17 protein-coding genes and 1 pseudogene are annotated in these 22572 nt (G+C 34.1%); 3 read left to right on the forward strand and 15 right to left on the reverse strand.

Going from position 1 to position 22572, the window contains the following annotated elements; genetic code table 11:
- Positions 1–12 precede the first annotated feature (12 nt).
- On the forward strand, positions 13–459 hold the full coding sequence (locus tag A5866_RS08255) for a GNAT family N-acetyltransferase (RefSeq protein WP_086278471.1): 447 nt from the start codon (positions 13–15) through the stop codon (positions 457–459).
- Positions 460–1356: 897 nt separating this feature from the next.
- Here the strand turns inward: A5866_RS08255 and A5866_RS08260 are convergent.
- From A5866_RS08260 to A5866_RS08270, 3 genes and pseudogenes are all read right to left on the reverse strand, one after another.
- Positions 1357–4044 carry an LPXTG cell wall anchor domain-containing protein gene (locus A5866_RS08260; RefSeq protein ID WP_339099767.1) on the reverse strand — a complete coding sequence of 896 codons (2688 nt, stop codon included), beginning with the start codon at positions 4042–4044 and terminating at the stop codon, positions 1357–1359.
- Positions 4045–5159: 1115 nt separating this feature from the next.
- Positions 5160–5906, reverse strand: coding sequence for an SDR family oxidoreductase (locus tag A5866_RS08265; protein ID WP_086278473.1), 747 nt, complete (start codon positions 5904–5906; stop codon positions 5160–5162).
- Between the two features lie 41 nt (positions 5907–5947).
- Positions 5948–6524, reverse strand: a pseudogene (locus A5866_RS08270) (acyltransferase).
- Between the two features lie 106 nt (positions 6525–6630).
- Here A5866_RS08270 and A5866_RS08275 point away from each other — a divergent pair.
- Positions 6631–7497, forward strand: coding sequence for a LysR family transcriptional regulator (locus tag A5866_RS08275; RefSeq protein ID WP_086443833.1), 867 nt, complete (start codon positions 6631–6633; stop codon positions 7495–7497).
- 196 nt (positions 7498–7693) lie between these two features.
- Here A5866_RS08275 and A5866_RS17070 read toward each other — a convergent pair whose 3' ends face one another.
- From A5866_RS17070 to A5866_RS08315, 9 genes are all read right to left on the reverse strand, one after another.
- Complete coding sequence (locus tag A5866_RS17070) at positions 7694–7972, reverse strand: hypothetical protein (protein WP_422389671.1); 279 nt, start codon at positions 7970–7972, stop codon at positions 7694–7696.
- A 6-nt stretch (positions 7973–7978) separates the two neighbouring features.
- Positions 7979–8182 carry a hypothetical protein gene (locus tag A5866_RS08280; protein ID WP_140335114.1) on the reverse strand — a complete coding sequence of 68 codons (204 nt, stop codon included), beginning with the start codon at positions 8180–8182 and terminating at the stop codon, positions 7979–7981.
- Between the two features lie 346 nt (positions 8183–8528).
- Positions 8529–10772 (reverse strand): ATP-binding cassette domain-containing protein, encoded by a 2244-nt coding sequence (locus tag A5866_RS08285; protein WP_086443830.1) that lies wholly within the window; start codon positions 10770–10772, stop codon positions 8529–8531.
- Between the two features lie 288 nt (positions 10773–11060).
- Positions 11061–12080 carry a linear amide C-N hydrolase gene (locus tag A5866_RS08290; protein WP_086443829.1) on the reverse strand — a complete coding sequence of 340 codons (1020 nt, stop codon included), beginning with the start codon at positions 12078–12080 and terminating at the stop codon, positions 11061–11063.
- 478 nt (positions 12081–12558) lie between these two features.
- On the reverse strand, positions 12559–15201 hold the full coding sequence (locus A5866_RS08295; RefSeq protein WP_086443828.1) for a cation-translocating P-type ATPase: 2643 nt from the start codon (positions 15199–15201) through the stop codon (positions 12559–12561).
- A 1024-nt stretch (positions 15202–16225) separates the two neighbouring features.
- Positions 16226–17071 (reverse strand): VOC family protein, encoded by an 846-nt coding sequence (locus A5866_RS08300; protein WP_086443827.1) that lies wholly within the window; start codon positions 17069–17071, stop codon positions 16226–16228.
- Between the two features lie 25 nt (positions 17072–17096).
- Positions 17097–17693 carry a nitroreductase family protein gene (locus tag A5866_RS08305; RefSeq protein WP_086278464.1) on the reverse strand — a complete coding sequence of 199 codons (597 nt, stop codon included), beginning with the start codon at positions 17691–17693 and terminating at the stop codon, positions 17097–17099.
- Between the two features lie 164 nt (positions 17694–17857).
- Entirely contained in the window at positions 17858–18223 is a 366-nt protein-coding gene (locus A5866_RS08310) for a DUF1304 domain-containing protein (RefSeq protein WP_086443826.1), read from the reverse strand.
- Between the two features lie 13 nt (positions 18224–18236).
- Positions 18237–18875 (reverse strand): nitroreductase family protein, encoded by a 639-nt coding sequence (locus A5866_RS08315; protein WP_086443825.1) that lies wholly within the window; start codon positions 18873–18875, stop codon positions 18237–18239.
- 115 nt (positions 18876–18990) lie between these two features.
- Here A5866_RS08315 and A5866_RS08320 point away from each other — a divergent pair, with 115 nt between their 5' ends.
- The gene (locus tag A5866_RS08320; protein WP_254907247.1) at positions 18991–19290 is read left to right on the forward strand and encodes an ArsR/SmtB family transcription factor; all 300 of its coding nucleotides are present in this window, start codon (positions 18991–18993) and stop codon (positions 19288–19290) included.
- 42 nt (positions 19291–19332) lie between these two features.
- Here the strand turns inward: A5866_RS08320 and A5866_RS08325 are convergent, their stop codons facing one another.
- From A5866_RS08325 to A5866_RS08335, 3 genes are all read right to left on the reverse strand, one after another.
- Positions 19333–20274 carry an NADP-dependent oxidoreductase gene (locus A5866_RS08325; protein WP_086443824.1) on the reverse strand — a complete coding sequence of 314 codons (942 nt, stop codon included), beginning with the start codon at positions 20272–20274 and terminating at the stop codon, positions 19333–19335.
- A gap of 129 nt (positions 20275–20403) precedes the next feature.
- Complete coding sequence (locus A5866_RS08330) at positions 20404–21687, reverse strand: ABC transporter permease (protein ID WP_086443823.1); 1284 nt, start codon at positions 21685–21687, stop codon at positions 20404–20406.
- Positions 21688–22368 carry an ABC transporter ATP-binding protein gene (locus tag A5866_RS08335; protein WP_086278458.1) on the reverse strand — a complete coding sequence of 227 codons (681 nt, stop codon included), beginning with the start codon at positions 22366–22368 and terminating at the stop codon, positions 21688–21690.
- Positions 22369–22572 lie beyond the last annotated feature (204 nt).

Here is a 22572-nt window from a genome sequence, read left to right on the forward strand (position 1 = left end):
AAGGAAGACCAAATGTGGAAAATCAAAAAATTGGATGACTTGTCAGTACCAGAGTTTTATGCAATTCTTAAATTGAGAATTGATACGTTTGTGGTTGCGCAAAATAGAATTTATCATGAATTGGATGAGATTGATAAAGAAGCCCTCCATATTTTCTTCATATCAGAACAGAAGAATGAAGTACTCGCCTATGCCAGAGTTTTTGATAAGGAGGATCACATATCCTTTGGACGTATTGTAACTTCTGAAAAGGTTCGAGGACAAGGATATGGGGCAAAAATTGTAGAAAAAATCATGGCTTTATGTGACAAAAAATGGTCTAATATACCAATTGAAATTGAAGCACAGGAGCAAGTAGTCAAATTTTATGAAAAATTTGGATTTAAAAAAGTGGGACATCCTTTTATTTTTGCAGGAAGTCCTCACGTTGAAATGAGGTATACTTATGATAAAAGTTAAAGATATAATCGGAATTATTCTTATTGGACTGGACTTTGACTCTTGTCTGACGCTGTATTTTCAGAATAAAGTAAAGAAAAAAATTTTATTATAAAAACTCGGTAATAACGTTTTTTTGCTTCATCTTTTATATATAAAGAAACTTTTTTGAAAAAGTAAACTTTAGTAAGAGCTTTTTAAAGTTTCACCCTTTAACACGTATTCATAAAATAAAATATATAAAATTTTTGGCGGTATTCTTCTCGCTTTGGATAGGAATCACAACACAGTATTAGGTGTGTCTTATACTAAAAATAAAAAGTCTGAGCAATTAATTTTTTAGACTCCTTATCTAATTTTGAAGCTCAGCGAATCTTTTAAGTAATAGTTTTTTATTACCATTCATAATGGATTGAGGTAACTGGAACAACACAACTAACTAAGGTAGTCCCACACCCCGAAAAAAAATTTCTTTCGAAAATAAGTCTTCCCTCGAGAACGTCTTCAATAACTTTATTCCCCTAGTATAACTATCTATAAAAGAGTTAATACTTCATTTGCCAGAAGTGACAGAATCGTTAGCCACATGGATAGAAATAAATAGTTGTCAGATGTCAGAACTAATGGTCAATACTTCACATGTCTCCCCAACACAAGGTCCTAACCCTCAAAATTGGGTGACTGAATCTGGATTTATAGTAATAAAATAAGTTAAAGTAAAAGTTAGTATGAAAAGGTTCAGTTTAAACTCTAGTGGCAGATTCACTTGTCTATTGGACCTATGAAAACATAACTTATGTTGGAATAACTGTTACAGTTTTTTACTACTTTTATATAGTAAAAGCCCTCAGAATTATTTCTAAGGGCTTTATTATTCACACGAATAGTCGTAAAACTGACGTTTCTTGTTTATTTCACTTATTTCTTTTTCCAATATTTCATTCTTGTATACCCACCTAGAACCATTATTAGTAAAAGGATTCCAATACTATACAATGTATTTGTATTTTGTTCACCTGTATTTGGTAAGGATTTCTTTTTACTAGTTAAATTCCCCTTACTAATTGATTTTTTGGGTTTTCCAGGATCAACTGATGGATGTTCTTTTTCTTTTACAGTCAATGTAATTTCTTTTTCAGCCAAAATATTCTCTACACTACGACTCTTGCCTTGAATATAGTATTTTATGGTGTATGTGCCACTAGTAGTTAGTTGATCCGTTGCAGAAATAGGTATTGCGTTTCCTACCACTTCAAATCCAACAGGCATTCCTTCTGGATTAATAAAGGTTGCCCAATTTAAAATATCCTCTTTTGTTAGTCTATCGCCAACATACATTGTCTTATCTGTTGCTTTAATATCCGGTAGGCTTAAAATCGTCAATTTAACGATTTTCGTTTGACCATCTGCAGCAGTAAGTATCACCTCATATGTTCCTGCCTTTGAGAAATCAATAGCGGATAAATCAGCTGTTACAGCAATTGCCGTCCCCTCTTTGTCTGTTGCAGATGGTTTAAAATCTACTGTCGTTGCATCTTTATCGCCGACATGCATCGTGTAATCAGACCCCGTAATTGACTGTTTATTTTCTTTGATTATTAGTTTAACTGTTTTCGTTTGACCATCTGCAGCAGTAAGTATCACCTCATATGTTCCTGCCTTTGAGAAATCAATAGCGGATAAATCAGCTGTTACAGCAATTGCCGTCCCCTCTTTGTCTGTTGCAGATGGTTTAAAATCTACTGTCGTTGCATCTTTATCGCCGACATGCATCGTGTAATCAGACCCCGTAATTGACTGTTTATTTTCTTTGATTATTAGTTTAACTGTTTTCGTTTGACCATCTGCAGCAGTAAGTACCACCTCATATGTTCCTGCCTTTGAAAAATCAATAGCGGATAAATCAGCTGTTACGGCAATTGCCGTCCCCTCTTTGTCTGTTGCAGATGGTTTAAAATCTACTGTCGTCGCATCTTTATCGCCGACATGCATCGTGTAATCAAACCCTGTAATTGACTGTTTATTTTTTATCACAGTAATAGTTCTATTATATTCCGTTGTTTCATTTGAATCATTTGTCACACTGTAACGAATAGAATAATTTCCGACAGGTGGATTTTTCCCGTCTACTGGATACCCATCATAATCCGTAATAATTATTTTAGAGGAAATATCAGTACTTCCACTATATGCAGAAATTCCAGTCATTGGATGCATAGTATCTGTATTATAAATAGTTTGATTTCCAACGCTTCTGAAATAAGGAATTGTCGAACCTGTTGAGGGGTTAGAATACATTCCTTTTATAGTAGAAGACCATTTTGTAAAATTATCCCATCCTAAAGCACCAGTAAATGTTACTGTATCTGTAACAGCATTAACAGGAACCAAGGTATACAAGGTTATATTTCCGCCATTCGACATAGATGGACCGTTTTGAGTCAACCACTCAGAATAATCAACCATGGCGCCGTTCTCTGTATAGGTCCATACAACACCAGTCGCATTTGTAATATCCGTAGCTGTACCATAGCTTTCAACAATTAATTTAAAGTTATTTGTCGGAATTTTTTTATCCGCACTCCCCCACAACACACCTCTAGAAAATCCGGTATATCCCTTCACAAAAGTCGAACGGAACGTCATATATAATCCTCCGTTATATTTATAAGATGGATCATACAGTCCGTAAGAATTTAAGAAACTATTAAGTGAATTATTATCTGCACCTAGAACTTGGGTTACAGAATCTGAAGACCCATAGCCTACATAGCCAGGCAAGGTTACTGGCCCCGTGTTTTTTTTATTTACTTTAATAAATACACTAGACGGGTTTAGAATAAACTCTTTAGATAGGTCATTTTCTACAGTTTTAGAAACGGATATATTTCCTTTCAAATCAACAACAATAGTACCATCATTTTCTGCGTACTGTGCTGTTGTATTATAAAAATACATATTAAAACTTGAAGTTCCTGGATAAATATTTTCATTTATTTTAATAGTTACCACACCATTTAATGCACTCACAAACGAGAACAGATTAGGAGAAGTTGAAGCATTAACAACAGAACTAGATTTAGCCGACAATAAGTCATCGATAGCTACAGAACTATCTGAGCTAATAGTAAACGTTATTATACTACCAGCTGGAATATAAGCTCCCGAACTTGAACTATTTTTGACCGTTATTGCATATCCTACCCCATCCCCAAATAAAGGAGAACTTTCAGTGTCTTTTTCACTGATGGCTGAAATGGTAATATCATTTTCTGTCATATCACTTGCTAGTGGACTAGAGGATTTTTTTAACTCTTTTGAGCTAGAAGTTTCACTTGTCGAATTTGATACTTCTTCTGCTGCATTAGACATTTCGCTTGTCGAATTTGACACTTCTTCTGCCGAGTTAGAAATTTCGTTTGTCGAATTTGACGCTTCTTCTGCTACGTTAGAGATTTCACTTGTCGAATTTGACACTTCCATTGCTGAGCTAGAAGTCTCATCCGTAACTACTTGTTTATTGAGCGTTTCTGCTAAACTATTTACTGGAAATAACAACTCAGAAAACAGTAATAGCAGTACTGCAAAAATATATAATTTTTTCATAGATATTCTCCTTTTAACTTAAATATACCTTATTATAAATAAAAGAAATATTATTTCATAAAATTGTAATGATTTTATAATATAATACACTGTAATGAAGAAAATTGGAAGGAAAGATTAAAATGGATTAATAGATGAAAAATAACTTAATCTATCGAATTTAACATTAAAAAGTAGAATATACGTTTTAACTGATATTGCAGTATCTTTCTCTACAAAACCATGAACTATTTTTTCAAATTAGGGTATCACTTATTTCGTTTGTCCAAAAATCCCTTCAAATAAGTAAATTGGGCGGTACTCTATTAGACAGGCCTTTAAAAACTGGATATTTGAAAATAGCTATTTAGAAAAATGTTTAGATATTTTGAACATTGCTTCCTTATTCTCTTGAGTACCTTCTACTCATCATCGCTCTTGTCGTTTGATTAAGTGCATTATTTGTATTAGGATAGTCAAAATCATTAATAACTAATTCATAAATATCGTTTTGCTGTGGTCCAAACCCAAAAGTCTTATTTCTAATGATAATCCCTTGATTGTCTATGAAATCACTACTGCATAATAACCTTGCTTCATCTTAAACTTCAAACATTTCTTCTTGCCAGTGTGAGGCGATTAGCTTTTTTGGAATACCTGGAATTTCTTTACTTTCCAAGTAAATTGCGCCTACCTACTGCTTTATATGGTGTTTCGCAACTACCTTGTAACTAAAAGTTTTAGCTATCTATTACGCTACGTAGCAAGCACTCAAAATAGGCGATCCTTTTATATAAAGATTACATCATTAAAACTATCCATTACTATTCCACAGAGTCAGAATATAAAAGATAGTTCTAAGTATATTTACTATTTTTTATTCCCGAAAAACCCATCTTATAAAACCTATGTTTTAAAATAACCTATGTTTTATTTTAAAACAAATAGGGAATAATTGGAAGAAAAATGTCTAAAGTATATGGTTGTTTTTTTTGTATAAATAGAAAAATAAAAAGAATAGAGAATTTCTCTATTCTAAGGATTATTTTTTAAACACAAGAAGAATTATTAAATATAAAAATAATTTTAAGTTTCACACAATTGAATCTATGTTTTATATCTTTGATTCCACAGTTTCACCACGGCTGCTTCGTTGGCCCCACGGTAAATTCATTAACATTTACGTCTTCAGGTTGATCAATCGCGTAGGCAACAATAGTAGCAATACGGTCAGGAGTAATTCCATAACGTTTATACAATCCTGACATACTTTGAGCCGTTTGTTCGTGACTAATTTCATCTAGTAATTCTGTATTGATTGCAGCTGGATAAATTGTTGCTGTTCTAATATTTGTTTCTTCTTGTGCAGATTCCATACGTAATACTTCCATTAAGTCCCTTACTGCCCATTTTGTTGCTCCATAAACTGCACCTCCAGGATATGATTTTAATCCAGCAACAGATGATGTTGCAATGATATGCCCTCCTTTTTGATGAATGAACAATGGCAAAACTGCTGCTATACCATATAAAACACCTCTAATATTGATATCAATCATTTGATCCCAGTCTTCTACTTTTAAAGCTGACATAGGAGAATTAGGCATGATTCCTGCATTTAGAAACATTACATCAATTGTACCATATGTCATTTTTGCAAAATCAATTAACTTTTGATTCTCTTCTCTTTTTGTTACATCAGTAACAAAATAAACTGCTTCTCCAAATTGCGCCTTGATCTCTTCCACTATTCTTTTTAGTTTTTCTTCTCTACGGGCTGCTAAGACAACTTTTGCCCCTTTTATAGCTAATAGTTTTGCTGTAGCTTCTCCAATCCCTGAAGAAGCTCCTGTAATAATAACAACTTTATTTTTAATTGTCATCTTATCATCTCCTCTAATTTTCGTTTTTTGTTTTTCTTGATTTACCTCTGTTCTCGAATTGTTCGAAATATCGTTGCTGGACTTCCCGCAACGATTACATTATCGGGCACATCTTTTGTAACAGTGGAATCCGCTGCAATAATTGAGTTCTCTCCAATCGTTATTCCAGGTAAAATAGTTACATTTGAACCTATCCAAGCATTTTTTTTACTACTATTGGGTCTACATTTAACCCTCTTCTATAATCATGATCAACTAAATGATTGACAGTTATCAAACGTGCAAATGGTCCAATTAGAACATCATCTTCTATTGTAATTCCAACTAAATCAACAAAGAGCACATTATTATTAATAAAATAAAAATGTTTTTTCCAAAGACAATATGTCTAACAAAATCACTATAAAAAGGTTGAAAAATAGTATTTGACGAATCTATTGTTTTTTGAGTGATCTTTTCTAAATAGGACAACATTTCTTCATTCGATCTATAGTTTGTATTTAGTTCTACTAATAAACGTTCATTTTCTTTTTTCACTGACTGAATTTTTTCATTCAAATCAGAACAAACTAATATATCTTTATTTAATACTTGTGTTAATAAATCATAATCTTCCATATTATCCCTCCTTATCTATCTTTTATTATAAGTTCATCCTTTACACGTGAATAATACTTATATATAATAGATATCTATAACTAAAAACTATGGGAAATGGATACATATGGAAATAAGAGTACTAAATTACTTTTTAACTGTTGCCAGAGAAAAAACAATTAGCAAGGCTGCTATGGCCTTGCATCTTTCCCAACCTACACTTTCAAAACAACTAAAAGAGCTAAAAGAAGAACTCGGTGTCCAATTATTTATAAGAGGTAATCGAAAGATCGTAATTACTGAAGAAGGAAACTATTTAGTAAATAGAGGAAAGGAAATCTTATCTTTGATAGAAAATACGACCTCAAATATACAGTCAAATGAATTGATCATTGGTGAAATCACTGTTGGTGACGGTGAAACAAGAGCTTTTGAATTTATCTCCAGTCATTTTACTCAACTACAATCGAAATTTCCAGAAATAAAAATTAACCTTTATAGTGGACATGCAGATGACGTTTTGGATAAAATTGATAAAGGTTTGCTTGATTTCAGACTAGTTATTGATCCTGTTGAAAAACAAAAATATGACTATATTCGTCTTTCCTCTGTTGATAATTGGGGCATTCTCGTAAATAACGAAAATTTACTTGCAACTAAAAAAATCATTATTCCAAAAGATATATCAGGTTTTCCTTTATTACTATCCAATCAATCTTTAGTAAATAATCAATTCGCTGAATGGCTTGGTAAAAGTATAGATTCTGTGAATGTTATCGGTACTTATAATTTATTGTTCAATGCTTCGTTACTTGTAAAACAAAATACAGCAAGCGCCGTATGCATTGATGGGATAATTGAAACAAAACATACAAATCTGACTTTCGTTCCTTTTTCCCCCTCACTTACCTCTGCCGTTAATATTATATGGAAAAAAAATCAAATTTTTTCTAATGCTTCTAAAGCATTTTTACAATTAATAACAAGTCACTAAAGATTTTCAACACACACCGTTTCGTTCGACTGAACACCAACACTCTTTTTCCAAGTGTCATGTCTTGTGATTTTAATTTTTGATACCTTTCTTTTTTGAACCTTCTTCGATTTTTTATTTTTTCTTCTGATCCAATAGAACAATAAAAAAATATTCAACAATACTATTAGTATACCTGCAACAATGCTATAAATAACTACCAATAATACTCATCCTTTAAGTCAGCTGTTGCATCATTATATTGCTTTGCCTCTTTCCCCTTTCTGATTAAATTAAGTAATTGAACAACTTCAATATAGGATTTAGTGTTTTTCATTTTCTTTATCATTCGAGATTGAATACTTAATTCACGTATAAGGGGGTAAATAAGATAAGCGTTAACAAGAGTATTCAGATTTTCTTTAAAGTATATTGTCATTCTCGGATATCCATACATTGGATAGGTTAACCAGGTTTTCAATATTTTTTCTTTTATCTGTTGTCATCTAAAAATTCGATTGTTAGGTGTCCAGTTTAAATACTCATAATAGGTGGTTCTTGGGATTTTAAAAACCGTTAAACTATGCTTAATGCCGTGCATTACTTCTAAATTGATACAAACGACATGTAAGACAGATACTCGTCTTTTGGCCTCCAATTCTTTGCCACAAACACCGTCGGTCGCTTTAAATAGCATTTTTTTCAATCGTTTATTTTCTTTTAGTAATTCTCGCTCTTTTGTTGAGAGATACTTATGGTGTATTCTTTCGATGATGAGTTAACTGACTGACCGGTCTGACTCAATGAGACAATGAGACCATTGATTCTCTAAACTCTTTTAAATATCTTGTTGCTGTGTTTTTTATCTGCATAATAAAAAGCTCCTTTAATAGATTATAGCGAACATTTTGTCCGTATTTCTAGTATAGGAGCCATCCACGTATTAAGTAACGCGTAGATTATTTGTCATTATAACGGCTGTCTCTGTTTTGAAGTTAAATAACATAGTATTCTTGTCTGCTAATAGCCTTTCTATTAATCTTATACTTTTATCAAAGATAGATTCCTGTAATCTTATCACCTGAGTTTGCTAGTTCTAATGGCGTACCTTCAAACATCAGTTTACCACCTTTAGTACCGCCTTCAGGCCCTAACTCAATCAACCAATCTGCTTGTCTTATTGCACTTAAATGATGCTCTAACAAGACTACAGTATTCCCGTTATCTACTAACTGATTAAATAAATTTAGTAAATTGTTAATATCTGTTAGATGTAAGCCGTCAGTAGGCTCATCTAGCAAATACAAAGCACCCTTTTTATATAATTGATTAGCTAACTTCAACCGCTGTAACTCTCCACCTGAAAGAGTTGACAAAGACTGATGAAGCCTCAAGTAGCCCAACCCTACTTCAACAATTGTCTGCAATTTATTTTTAAAAGGAGTATCGTTGAAAAAATCGCGACTTTCTGTAACCGTCATGTCTAAAATATTTACAATCGTTTTATTACGATAAGTGTACGACAAAACTTCCGGCTTATAACGAGTGCCTTGACAACTTTCACAAGTAGTGACAACATCGTCCATAAATGCCATATTTGAGACAATTACACCTTTTCCTTTGCAATGAGGACAAGCACCTTGCGAATTATAGCTGAACAAAGCTGGACTAACGTTATTCTCCTCTGCAAACAATTGTCGAATGTCCCCAAAAATATTCAAATAGGTTAAAGGTGTTGATCGTAAGTTAACACCTATACTCTTTTGAGAAATAGAAACCACTTCTAACTCTTGTTCAATTGCTGCTTGAAGAATTTCTTCCCCTAAAGATGATTTTCCTGAGCCAGCTACACCACATAAAACAGTCAACGTTTGTAAAGGGATATTGGTTGAAAAACCTTGTAAATTATGACCGGTCACGTTCTTAACTGCCAGCATACCTTTTGGTTCTCGATTTTTTGTTTTTAAGGCAACTTTACTTCTTATGGCTATACTTGTAGCCGTATCTTGTTTCATAAAATCAGCATAAGACCCAGTGAACTGAATTTCACCGCCTGCTTCTCCAGCTTTCGGGCCTACATCAATAATGTAATCAGCAATTTCTATTAATTGTGGATTATGCTCTACTAAAACAACTGTATTCCCTTTATCTCTTAAAATTCTCAAGGCCATTTTTATTCGATCAATATCCTTTGGATGCAACCCAGCACTCGGCTCATCCAAAACATACAACACATCATTCAAGGCATTAGTAATGTGTTTTGCGATTCGAATCCTTTGAGCTTCTCCACCAGATAAACTTCCAGTCGATCGACCCAACGTTAAATAGTTCAATCCAATATTAATCAGCGCATGTAAACGGCTAAGAATCTCTTCTTTAATTTCTTGTGCTAAATCAATGTCAATCGTTTCAATAAATTCAACCAGTTCTTCTAAAGATAATTGAACTGTGTCTGCAATGCTTTTCCCATTAATTTTGCAACTTCTCACTCGTCTGTTAACACGATTGCCTCGACATTCAGGGCAGATTTTAGTCGTAACAAAAGAGTCTATCTGTTTTTTGTGTCTTTTAGCATCATCCTTATGCAAAATACTACGGTTTATTCTGGGAATAATCCCTTCGTATAACGCAGTTTTTGGCCATTGTGCAGGTGGATTTTTCAACTTTTGTTGGGGAGCGTTCAATAATAACTCTAATTCTTCTGGAGAATAATCTTTGATTTTCTTATCTAAGTCAAATAATCCGCTATACGCATATCGTTTCCAGCGCCAAGCATCAAAACCAAACGTTGGAAAGTCAATCGGACTTTCATTTAAAGACTTATTAAAGTCAATCAACTTATGAATATCCATTTCCGTTACATACCCTAAACCATCACAGATAGGACATTTACCATCTGGGTGATTAAATGAAAATGAATCTGAATACCCAATAAATGGCTTTCCGACTCTAGAAAAAAGTAGTCTCAAAAAGGTATAGATTTCTGTATACGTTCCGACGGTTGAGCGAGAATTAGCGGATAACTTTTTTTGTTCAATTGGAATAGCTACTGGTAAATTTTCGATTTTTTCAACTGTTGGTCGTCCATACTTAGGTAACATGTGTTGAATATAACTGGAAAATGTATCATTTAATTCTCTGCGAGATTCCGCAGCTAATGTGTCAAATACTAAAGAAGATTTTCCAGAACCCGAAACACCCGTTACGACAGTCAACTGATGTTTTGGAATTTTGACGGATACATTTTTTAAATTGTTTTGTGTAGCATTACAAATTTGAATATACTCATTTTTCAATTTTATTACCTCCAACGACTTTTAAACTAGTCTATCATAGTAACTACCAAATAAAAAATGTGATTGCTGACTAAACACTTTATCTTCAAAAATGAAACATAAACAAACAACTATTTTAATTTAAGCATTTGACACTCCACGCCATAGTAATTGAATCCAAGCAACAAAATAATTTGTATAATTTTTCTTTCTACTCATGAAAAGCCTACTGATCGAATGACCAGTGGGCTACTTGATTTAATCAAGAATGCGGTAACTGCCTAGTGCAATAAAAATTGCTCATTTTAATTAATGCGTTTTATAAATATAATTATCCAACTTAATCTCACTGTAAGTAATCTCTGTCGATGAATTATCAAGTTCTTTAGACGTAATAGCTAACCCTTCACCCGTTTGAATGTAAACTGTTCGATTGGTTACATCATAGCCTGACCAATAGCGTGTATAATCGGTAATTTTCTCTTCTTTATTAGCATGTTCTAATCCCCTTGGCACAATGAGCGGTCTGAAAATTGAGTATAAAGTATTTATACCTTTATCTGACTCGAACGTATCTAACATATTTTTATAGTAAAAGCTACGAATAAAACGAGAAGGAGAAGTATAATCACCTGGAATGCCTAATAATCCATAACCTGTTCCATTTTCAATAGGCTGGAGGGTAGTCGTATTGTTGATCTTTTTTTCAGATACTCCTACATTTTCAAGACCAATGTAATTTCTGATATTCACAGTATGGTAATCATATTCTGGACTATTGGTCATTACATCAATATAGTCATATAATTTAAATCCACCCGACATTACAGGCTCTAACACAATTCCATCCCCTGTAGTATCGATAAACGTATAGTGTAACGGAAACTGTAAGGGAGCCCCCTCATACATAAAAGGCTGATCTGTCAACATGAAATCTACATATGAATTTCTAATCTCTTGAATATTTTTAAAATTTGTTAAGACAAAAGTCACAAACTCTTCCCCCATGACTGGAATCTTACCCTTTGCTTCGATTTCCGTAGTTTTGCTCCTTGTCGCCTCTACCAATACCTGACAGTCACCTGTAAGACCATACTCATTGATACCATCGTATAAAATAGTCGTGTCCTTTGAACATACGCCTAATACCGAGTATTTGCTCTTCCATGGTTTTAATTGACTCTCGATTGTTATGTTTTTTGGTATAGAAACTAGCTTCACATTTAGGTCAATTCCAGAGTCTTCACCAAACATAGACATATTTAAATCCATTGTACGTCCAAAAAATATATCTTTATTTGTTGAAGTTAACGTAATATTTGTACACATTTTTTACACCCTTTCTTAATTGTTCTATTATAAGTATATCATTTTTTAGCATTATCAGGTGATTTATGTATAGTTGATGGTTGATTGTGTTTATTTTATCTGTTCCCAGTGAACTAACTAAGAAGATAACTTATTTTAATAGAACTTAATACACATTATTGTTGATTTCGCTTAATGAACAAATTATCAATAATTATGATCGTCCTTGCTTATAGACTAGCCATCTTATGCTTGGATACTTGTAAACCTAAAAAAAGAAAGTGAGTAAACTTTTTTACTAACTTTCTTTTATTGTTCATTCATTTTTTGGCAGAATTATTTTTTCCTACACTAAAATTGGAAGTGCTCGCTCTAGTACATCATTTTTTTCTGCGCCTTTTTATTAACAGAAACTTTATTCTTCTTTGATTTCAAATTTGCTTACTAGGTAATTATGGGCTTTTTTCACTTTTCTTCCCTCTTACTTTTTCTGCTGAAATCAGCGTTTTCGCTTTAATAACCCCACAATAATTACTTTTGAACATTCCATTATAATTATTGCGGCTATTGCTAGCCCCAATGAAATTACAAACTCTTTTAAGCCAAATATTGCTGGTATAGAAAAGATATTTCGTACACCTGGTAATAGTGTAAATCCATACAACAAACTACAGAATAACACTGCATAATTAACTGCCTTATTCTTAAATATTCCTAGAAGAATTGCTGTTTGACTGTTTGATCTTGCTGGGAAAATCTGTAATGTTCTAGCTAAAATAAGTGTTGAAAAGGCCATCGCTACTCCCAAATTAATTGATTGCTGCATTCCTATAAATTGTGCAATGATGACAGCTCCCCCGATTAATATTCCGCGATACGTAACAGAGATTAATGTTTCACCGGAAAAAATCCCTTCGTTTGGATCCCTTGGCTTACGATGCATTATATTTTTTTCAGCTTTCTCAGTTCCTAAAGCAATCGCGGGAACTGAGTCATTAACTAAATTGATAAATAATAACTGCAGTGCTGTAAACGGGTTATTCCAATCCATAACAAGAGCAAAAACAATAGCGATGATTGCTCCTAAATTCCCCGCAAAAAGATAAGCGACTGATTTTTTTATGTTATCAAATACTTGGCGTCCAACTGCTATCGCCCGAACGATCGAAACAAAGTTATCATCAGTTAATACCATAGCAGCAGCATCTTTAGCGACTTCGGTTCCTGTTCCCATTGCAATTCCAATATCTGCTTGCTTAAGTGCTGGTGCATCGTTTACACCATCACCTGTCATAGCAGAAATATTGCCTTTATTCTGCCAAGCTCTAACGATACGAATTTTATTTTCTGGTGACACGCGAGCGTAAACAGAAACATTTTCCAGTTGTTCACTCAATTCTTCTTCACTTAATTCATCTAATTCCGCTCCCGTTAGTGCCAAATCACCCTTTTCATACAAGCCAATATTTTCTGCAATCGCACGAGCTGTCGTTTTATGGTCCCCAGTAATCATTATCGATTTAATTCCGGCCCTTTTTGCTTGTTTAATTGCATCGAAAACTTCATCACGTGGCGGATCAATCATTGCTAATAAGCCAATGAAAGTAAAATCTGTTTCGTCATCTAGTGTAACTTGTTCAGTATTTACCGGTTTATAGGCAAAAGCTAGAACACGTAATGCTTCTTTGGAAAATTCCTCAATTTTTGTAGTTAATGTTTCAAGTGAACTCCTAACCAGTTTATGCTCTTGATTACTATTTAAATACCGTGTACTTAACGATATGATCACGTCTGGCGCACCCTTGACTAATAACATTTTTTGTCCGTTAATCTCATGAACTGTAGACATCATTTTGCGATCTGAATCGAAGGGCAATTCTGCTAATCGAGGATAAGCTTGTCTAATATCAGTTGGATCAATCGCCAATTTTTCCGCAAAATCAATAAGAGCAATCTCTGTAGGATCACCTATTTTCCTACCTGCTTCATTAATTGAGGCATCGTTCGCAAGAATCGCCGTGTTAAGCAACAAACGTTTATCCTCAGTCAAAAATTCTTCAATATCCATATTTTTTTCGTTAAATAAATATGCTTTCACTACTGTCATTTTATTTTGAGTTAATGTTCCTGTTTTATCCGTACATATAATACTAGTAGACCCCAGAGTTTCTACTGCTGAAAGTTTTCTGATAATCGCATGCTCTTTCGCCATCCGATTAGTTCCTAATGACAATACAATCGTTACAATTGATTGCAATGCTTCTGGAATTGCAGCGACAGCGACAGCGACGGCAAACATAAATGCATTAATCACACTTGGCCAAATATCAGTTGATCCTTCAATAAAAATACGAGCTGTTTGAATACCAAAAATCATTACTGACAGAAATAAAATCGCAATCCCTAATTTTTTTGAAAAATGATCTAGGTTACGCTGTAGTGGTGTTGCATTAGAGGTGGCATTATTTAATAGATCGGCAACTTTTCCAATTTCAGTGGTTGTTCCTATATTTGTAACTAAAAATTTACCGCGACCATATACGACAAGTGTCCCACTAAAAACCATATTAATACGATCCCCAACTTGAGCCGTTTTATGTAATATAGTTACTTTTTTTTCGACTGGAACGGACTCACCGGTCAGCATTCCTTCATCTATTTTTAAACTACTCTCTTCTAATAAACGACCATCTGCTGGAACAAAATCCCCCGTATCTAACAAAACAATATCTCCAACGACTACTTCTCTTGCTGGGATCATAATTGCTTTATTGTCACGTAATACTTTTGCAGAAGGTGACGATAGCTTTTTCAATGCATTGAGAGAGTCCTCTGCCTTTTTTGTTTGAACTACACTCACAATTGAGTTGATGATTAAAACAGCTAAAATAACGAACGACTCGACTATAGAGCCCAAAAGCATCTGTACCATTGCCACAAGCAAAAGTACAACAACCATCACATCTTTGAACGTTTCTAAAAATAGTTTCCAAACTGGTACTTGTTTTCTTCCTTTTAATTCATTATAACCGTTCGTTTCCAGTATTTTTTTTGCTTGCTCATTACAAAGACCTTCTTTATTTGAATCAAATAATTTAATCAGTTGTTCGATTGATTCTTGATAATATGTTTTTTCTAACAATACAATTCCTCCACTTCCAAATATGTCTAGCCTCAAATAAAAAGACCTAAGATAATCATTCTACCGAATCGAATGATTATCTTAGGTCTTACCGTTTAATATAATACCAGAAAATTGACTTCTCAATTAACTTACTGTTGATATTATCACAGCTGTCAAACAGCCGTCAGCTACTCCCCTAAGAGTATAAATTTGATGTTTTTAATAATAACAAAAAATCGAAAATTACACAATATTTTTAACTTATTTACACTTTAGTCAACTCAAGTTTTTAACTTGACACATACACTATTTGCAGATAAAAGGTTAATCAAGAAGATAATGTATACATCCCTCTTTTTAAAACAATAGAAAGAACATTTTAGTTTCAGTTATCGACCTGCCCTTTTCTCCAATCAATTTAGCTGATATTGATGTAACAAACAGACGACATCTTTCTAATTATATAAAAGAAGGCATTAAACAAGTCTTTAGTTATAGTACAAATAATCCTTATCAACTAAAAAATATTTTTACGATGCTATTATAGTATTTTTTTAATAATAACATTATTACTTGTTAGCGATTTATTTTCTGGAAACATTCTATTTAATTTTATAGTTATGTAGCTTTTCAGAACATATAAAAAAACATCATGATTTTCATATGTTTAAAATTCAACAATAATCTAACAGCTCTTATAGTTTATATTTAACTTACAGTCAAAATTGTCACTGAAAAAATATTAGTTCCAACTCTAACTATTTCTAATAATCGTCATACGCTATCAAACTATTCCGTTTTGATCCATTTCTTTACCTAGTGTTCAAAGATTATTTTCTAATCAATTTGTCTTTCAATCTTTGGTTGATTGATTAATGTCAAGTTACCCAAAAGAGTCCAGCTCAATTATTATATTATTCATAGTTTCTCTTTTTCTACCAAAAAACAATTTCTTCTCAACTCCCCATTATTCCTAACCAAAAGTGCTAGTTCTCTAAAACAAAAAAAAGTCAACCTCCCTCAAGAAGTTAACTTTTCCAACTCAACATCCAAACTTGATTTGCATCCCGTTTGGATCTTGAATGGTTATTTGGTCATTCTCATTTACATATTCGATCGACGTCTCATCAAGATAGTTAACAAATAACTCAAACTCCTCTTTAGACGGTAATTGAAACGAATACCAAGCCAAACCTAACTGATTTTCACCAATCAAGGCTATATTTCGACCATTCCAAGTATTTGTCCCAATATGATGATGGTACAATCCTGCGGCAAAGAATTTAGCTCTACCACCAAAATTAGACTTCAAAGAAAACCCAAGCTGTTCATAGAATTTCTCGGTCTCATCTAAGTCCGCTACTTGTAAATGGACATGTCCAATTTTTGATCCTAGTGCCATCCCTAACCATTGACCATCAGAGGCTGCAACGACACCGTCGGCATCCAACTCTTCCGTCACACCAATAATTTCTCCATCAGCCTGAATATCCCATTCAGTCATTGGTTTATCTCGATAGATTTCGATACCATTGCCTTCTGGGTCAGTCAGATAAATGGCTTCACTATAGCCATGATCAGCAGCACCAATTTCAATATTATTTTGCATCAGCCATAAAAGACTATTGCCTAAATCTTTACGAGAAGGTAAGAGAAAAGCAGTATGATACAATCCTGTCGTTTTGTTATTCACCACAGGATCAACAAGTTCTTCTAAAACCACAATGGATTCAGAAGCATCTTGTGCACCTAAGAAGGCTGTCTTTCCTTCTTTTTTCAGTAAAACAAGTCCAATCATCTGCGTATAAAAGTCTATCATTGCTTCTAGATTTCCAACGTTCAATTTCACTTGTTTTACGATCGTTGTTTTCGGTAATGCATACACCATACTTTTCTCCTCCATTTGCTCGTAATTAGTTAAATTCTAAGAAACGCGCGCTATCTTCCATGTATTCTTTTTCGCCAGCTTCAGCTTCGATCGAACCAAAAACAAGTTGTGCTCTTAATTTCCAGTTGCTTGGAATAGACCATTCTTTTGCTACAGCTTCATCAATTACTGGGTTGTAATGTTGTAAGTTAGCACCGATATTTTTTTGAGCTAATGCAGTCCAAACGTTTGCTTGAGTCAAACCACTTGCTTGTTCTGACCATACTGGGAAGTTATCCGCATATAATTCAAATTGTTCTTGTAAATTTTTCACGATATCCATATCTTCAAAGAAAAGTAATGTTCCCGTTCCAGCTGCAAAACTTTGTAATTTCGCTTGTGTATTTGGGAAAGCTTCTGCAGGTGTCAAAGGTTTCAAAGCTTCTTCTGTCATTGACCATAATTTTTTATGGGCATCGTCGAATAAGAAAACCACTCGTTGTGTTTGTGAGTTGAAAGATGTTGGACTTTCTCTAACGATTTCTTTCACGAAAGCTGTGATTTCTTCGTGTGATTGAGGTAAGTTATCTCCTAAAGAGTAAATTGAACGGCGTTTTTTTAAAGCTTGAATAAATTCTGTCATGTGTATTGCTCCTTTTCTTTTTCAATTAATTTTTAGATTACTTTCACAGTATATACTCTTACTAAAAGTAAGTAAAGTGATTTGTCTTACTTTTTATAAGTTTTTTTCAAAATAAAAGAAAAAAGCCTAAGACAAGAGATTTCTCGCCTTAACCTTTTCTCTGGTTATTTAAAAATCAAAAGTGTAATGAATGTAATAATTGCTGGCAACCCCTGTTTTATCAAAATTGATTTAGAGGAAGTCAGACCCCCATAAACTGCTGCAACAACCACACAAAGAATAAAGAATGTCACGACACTCCAACTATTAGCTGCAAAAAATGCACCCCATAAAATTCCTGTCGCTAAAAAGCCATTATATAGTCCTTGATTTTTGAATAAGGTCTGTACTCTAGGATCAGCCAAAAATTCTTTATCTAAGCCAAAACTACGCTGTGCTGTAGGGGAAGTTGTTTGGAACATTTCTAAATATAAAATGTAATAGTGTTCAAGTGCAACAATCACAGCTAACACTAAGGGAATAACATGCATCGAATTGCTCCTCCTATTTCCAAGTTGTAATATCAGTTGCTGGTAAGCGATAAGATGGGTAGCCTTCTTCATTGGCTTTACCGATTGAAACGATCATTACTGGATAGTAACGTTCTTTATCCATATCTAATGCTTCAGCAATGTGTTCGCGCTCAAAACCACCGATTGGATTTGTATCATAACCATATGCTCTTGCTACTAACATTAAATTCATTGCAGCTAATGCACCATCGATCGTTGCCATTTCTTTTTTATCTTCCATCGACATTTGTTCAAATAATGGACTTAAGACTTCTAATTGACGTTCTTTGACTTCTTTAGGCATCAGCTCTTGTTCAACTGCTGTCCCGTAGATTTTCTCTGCATGTTCAAAACTATTTAAATCGCCAAAAACAACGATCATAGCAGCAGATGTTTCATTTTGTACTTTATTAAAACGAACCAAAGGAGCTAAGACATCTTTTCCTGCATCACTTTCAACAACAACAAAGCGCCAAGGTTGCATGTTCACTGAAGAGGGTGCTTTTACTGTATCGTTGATGATTTGTTCCATTTCTTCACGACTGATTTTAACTGTCGGATCGTAGTTACGAATTGATCTTCTGCCTTTCATAATCGTATCAAAATTATTTTCTATATATATGTTTTCCATTATATCCCTCTTTTCTCTCGTTTGTTCGATTGTTTTCGAACATTTAAAATATAGCACTCTCTAAGTAATATGTAAAGTAGAAAGTTTATGTTATAATCTGTTTATGAAAAATAAAATGACTACTGATAACAATGATCTTGTTCTTCAAGCGTTACAAGCAATTAGTGATCCGATCCGTTTAAACATTGTTACTTGTTTACTGATTGATGGTGAAAAACGAATAACGTCAGAAAAATACAATATTGTAAAATCCACCTTATCTCATCACATAAAATTACTCAAAGACGCTCAACTGATTCAGGAAATCAAAATTGGCACGACTAAAACCTATGTTTTAAATCAAGATTATATCCAGCAAGAATTACCAGGATTACTAGAACTAGTTCGCTTTAGAGCAGGAAAAACAACGAAATAAACCATCCTCAATACACATATAGATTGAGGATGGTTTATTTGTTTAGTCAGCCATTTTTACAATGATTTTCCCAACGGCATGATGGGTTTCACTCAATGCATGTGCATCATAAACCCCTTGTCTAGAAAATGGGAAAACTTCGCCAATCACTGAAATTACTTTACCTGAAGCCATTAAATCAGCAATTTCTTGAAGCTGTTTGCCATTTGTTTGAAGCCAAATGCTTTCGGCATGGATATTTTTTTCTTTAGCCAACGCTTCATCTGCGATGCCAACGATTGAAATCAAACGTCCTGTATTTGGTTTTAGTACAGAAAAACTTGATTTTTGGATATCGCCACCCATCGTATCAAAGACTAAATCGATATCTGTCAGCACTTCAGCAAAATTGGTTGTATGATAATCGATGATTTCATCTGCCCCTAATTTTTCTAATAGATCATGATTTTTCTCACTGGCCGTCGTAATGACATAAGCTCCCGCTTGTTTTGCTAATTGGATTGCATACGTACCAACACCACCAGCTCCTGCATGAATCAAAACTTTTTCGCCACTTTGAAGTTTTCCATGATCAAAAAGTGCTTGTAATGCCGTTAATCCAGCTAAAGGAACAGCTGCGGCTTCTTCGAAACTAATATTCTCTGGAATTTTCGCTAATAGATTTTCATCCACGATCGTTTCTTCTGCATACGTGCCAAAACGGGTTGTTTCAGGACGAGCAAATACTTTATCGCCCACTTTCCAGTCAGTCACTGAGCTGCCCACTTCGGTGATTACGCCTGCCACATCCCAGCCTAAAATAATTGGAAACGGCCAGTCAAACATTTGTTTCAAATATCCTTCTCTTAATTTCCAGTCGATTGGATTGATCGATGTTGCCTGTTCTTTGACAAGGACTTGGTTTTCTTTTAATTCAGGTAATGTTACATCTTGCTCAACTAATTCTTCTTTACCACCATATTGATTGATGACTACTGCTTTCATGTTTAGGGTTCCTCCGTTTTGTTTAAATGTGAACTCAGTATACTCTTTATTTTTTATTTAGGTAAAAAATATGCTTACAAAAAATAAGAACAAAACGCTGACCGTTTTGTTCTTATCCATATTTACTACTTATTCATAACGTAATGATTCAATTGGATCTAGTTTCGCTGCTCTTCTTGCTGGCAGTGTTCCTGCAAGGAAGGCAATTCCCATGATTACTAGAATAATCACAGCAGAGGACGATGCTGAAAATTGAATCAAGGTAAAGCCTGTTAATGATTTTAAGAAGGAATCAGCTGCAATTTGATTGATCAATGCACCTGCTCCGACTGCTCCTAAAATTCCTAATAAAGAACCTAAAAATCCAATCAATGCTGCTTCTACACTGAAAATCGTAAAGACTTTCCCACTGCTAAGTCCCATGGCTTTCATCAAACCGATTTCTCTAGTACGTTCTTGCACTGACATATATAATGTATTGATGATCCCGAAGCTTGCCGCTAATAAGGCAATCGCACCAAACATTGTTAGAACACCTGTGATTGCATTGATCACGTTTCTGATCATACCAATCTGGTCTTCAACTGTTTGTCCCATATAGCCTGCTTTATCTAAGCGTTCTTTCACATCTGCGATTTCTGTTTTGGTTACATCTTTACTCATTTCACCCATGATCAGACCGTATTGTCCTTTCATCGCTTCTGGTAATCCTTCTTCGTTGATTTTTGAGATTTCATCAGCAAGAGAACGGTTCATTAACGACATCCCGCCTTGGATCAAGCTTGTATTACGGACACCAACGATGGTCGCTTCTACTACTTTTTCTTCTCCAGTAGCAGCTGAGGGGGCTGCAATTTTAACGGTTTTCCCAATTGCTTCTTCACTTGATTTATAGCCTAAAGATTTCACATATTCTGGCGCTAAATTGATTTGAAACTCTGAACTATTTTGATCTGCCGCTTTACCTGCTTCCAAATCTACACTCAATTCTTCTACCATCGGCATTCCTGAAAAGACATATTTTTCATCGTTCTTTCCTGAAATATAACTTGTTGAAACAGATTTCATTGCTTCCGCATTTTTGATTCCTTTGATTTCTTTAATTTTTTCAAGATCTTTGCTATCTAAAGCTTCTTGTTGCTGCATAGAACTTGTTTTTTTGTCCTCATCATATTTCTGTGGTTCGCCTTCTTCACCAGTGCTCCCACTCATTTTTGGTTGGATCATGATTTGATTTTGACCACCGACACTACCAACTTGTTTATCGATGTAATCATTGACCCCAATATTGACTCCGGTTGTCAGTGAAATTGTAAATGCTCCTATAAAGATGGCTACGATCGTTAGAATCGTCCGCCCTTTGTTACGCATTAAATTTGAACTAGCTGATTTTAAAATATCACTAAATTTCATTTATTCGTTCCCTCCCACAATTAATCCGTCGCGAACATGGATTTGTCGATCACAACGCGCAGCAAGTTCTGGATCATGCGTGACAATAATCAGAGTGATTCCTTTTTCTTTGTTCAAGTCAAATAGTAGCTGCTCGATCTTATCACCTGTCGTCGAATCTAGGTTTCCTGTAGGTTCATCTGCAAAAATGATTTTAGGATTATTAACTAAAGCACGTGCAATACAAACTCGTTGTTTTTGGCCACCAGATAGGTTGTTGGCTTTATTATTGACTTTGTCATCTAATTCAACGGCTCTCAGTGCTTCAAGTGCCATTTCTTTACGTTTACTATTTGAAATACCGCCGATTTTTAACGGTAACATAACATTATTTAAGACTGTATCTTTAGAATTCATGAAAAATTGCTGAAATACAAATCCAAATTGTTTATTTCTTGTTTTATCTAACTCTTTTTTACTGATACTCGTTACATCTTGATCATTTAATAAAATTTCACCTGATGATGGTTTATCTAACAATGCTAAAATATGCATAAATGTTGATTTTCCTGATCCACTTTTCCCGATGATCGCAACCGATTCACCTTCTTCTACTTTTAGATCCACACCTTTTAATGCATCAAACTTTGATTCATTACGGCCATAGCTTTTCTTGATATTTCTTGCTTCAATTACAGACATGTTTTCCCCTCCATTGATTCTATCATTGTTTGTTTGATTACATTATTTTTTCCCAAACCAGTTTCCCCTATTTTCATTTACTCCTTCCTGCTTCTTTCTCTTATCATTTTGCGGTAATTACTCCCTCTTGTCATGGTACCTAAGACCTATATTTTACGGACTTAAGTTTGATAAAAAAACAACATCCATCAGCTGTTAGCGCTA

The sequence above is a fragment of the Enterococcus sp. 12C11_DIV0727 genome, from assembly GCF_002148425.2.
In the GTDB taxonomy this organism is placed as follows: domain Bacteria; phylum Bacillota; class Bacilli; order Lactobacillales; family Enterococcaceae; genus Enterococcus_L; species Enterococcus_L lemimoniae.

Coding starts and splice junctions, on each gene's coding strand:
- A5866_RS08255 (WP_086278471.1), top strand. CDS start 13: ATGTGGAAAATCAAAAAATTGGATGACTTGTCAGTACCAGAGTTTTAT.
- A5866_RS08260 (WP_339099767.1), bottom strand. CDS start 4,044: ATGAAAAAATTATATATTTTTGCAGTACTGCTATTACTGTTTTCTGAG.
- A5866_RS08265 (WP_086278473.1), bottom strand. CDS start 5,906: ATGACAATTAAAAATAAAGTTGTTATTATTACAGGAGCTTCTTCAGGG.
- A5866_RS08275 (WP_086443833.1), top strand. CDS start 6,631: ATGGAAATAAGAGTACTAAATTACTTTTTAACTGTTGCCAGAGAAAAA.
- A5866_RS08290 (WP_086443829.1), bottom strand. CDS start 12,080: ATGTGTACAAATATTACGTTAACTTCAACAAATAAAGATATATTTTTT.
- A5866_RS08300 (WP_086443827.1), bottom strand. CDS start 17,071: ATGGTGTATGCATTACCGAAAACAACGATCGTAAAACAAGTGAAATTG.
- A5866_RS08305 (WP_086278464.1), bottom strand. CDS start 17,693: ATGACAGAATTTATTCAAGCTTTAAAAAAACGCCGTTCAATTTACTCT.
- A5866_RS08310 (WP_086443826.1), bottom strand. CDS start 18,223: ATGCATGTTATTCCCTTAGTGTTAGCTGTGATTGTTGCACTTGAACAC.
- A5866_RS08315 (WP_086443825.1), bottom strand. CDS start 18,875: ATGGAAAACATATATATAGAAAATAATTTTGATACGATTATGAAAGGC.
- A5866_RS08320 (WP_254907247.1), top strand. CDS start 18,991: ATGACTACTGATAACAATGATCTTGTTCTTCAAGCGTTACAAGCAATT.
- A5866_RS08325 (WP_086443824.1), bottom strand. CDS start 20,274: ATGAAAGCAGTAGTCATCAATCAATATGGTGGTAAAGAAGAATTAGTT.
- A5866_RS08330 (WP_086443823.1), bottom strand. CDS start 21,687: ATGAAATTTAGTGATATTTTAAAATCAGCTAGTTCAAATTTAATGCGT.
- A5866_RS08335 (WP_086278458.1), bottom strand. CDS start 22,368: ATGTCTGTAATTGAAGCAAGAAATATCAAGAAAAGCTATGGCCGTAAT.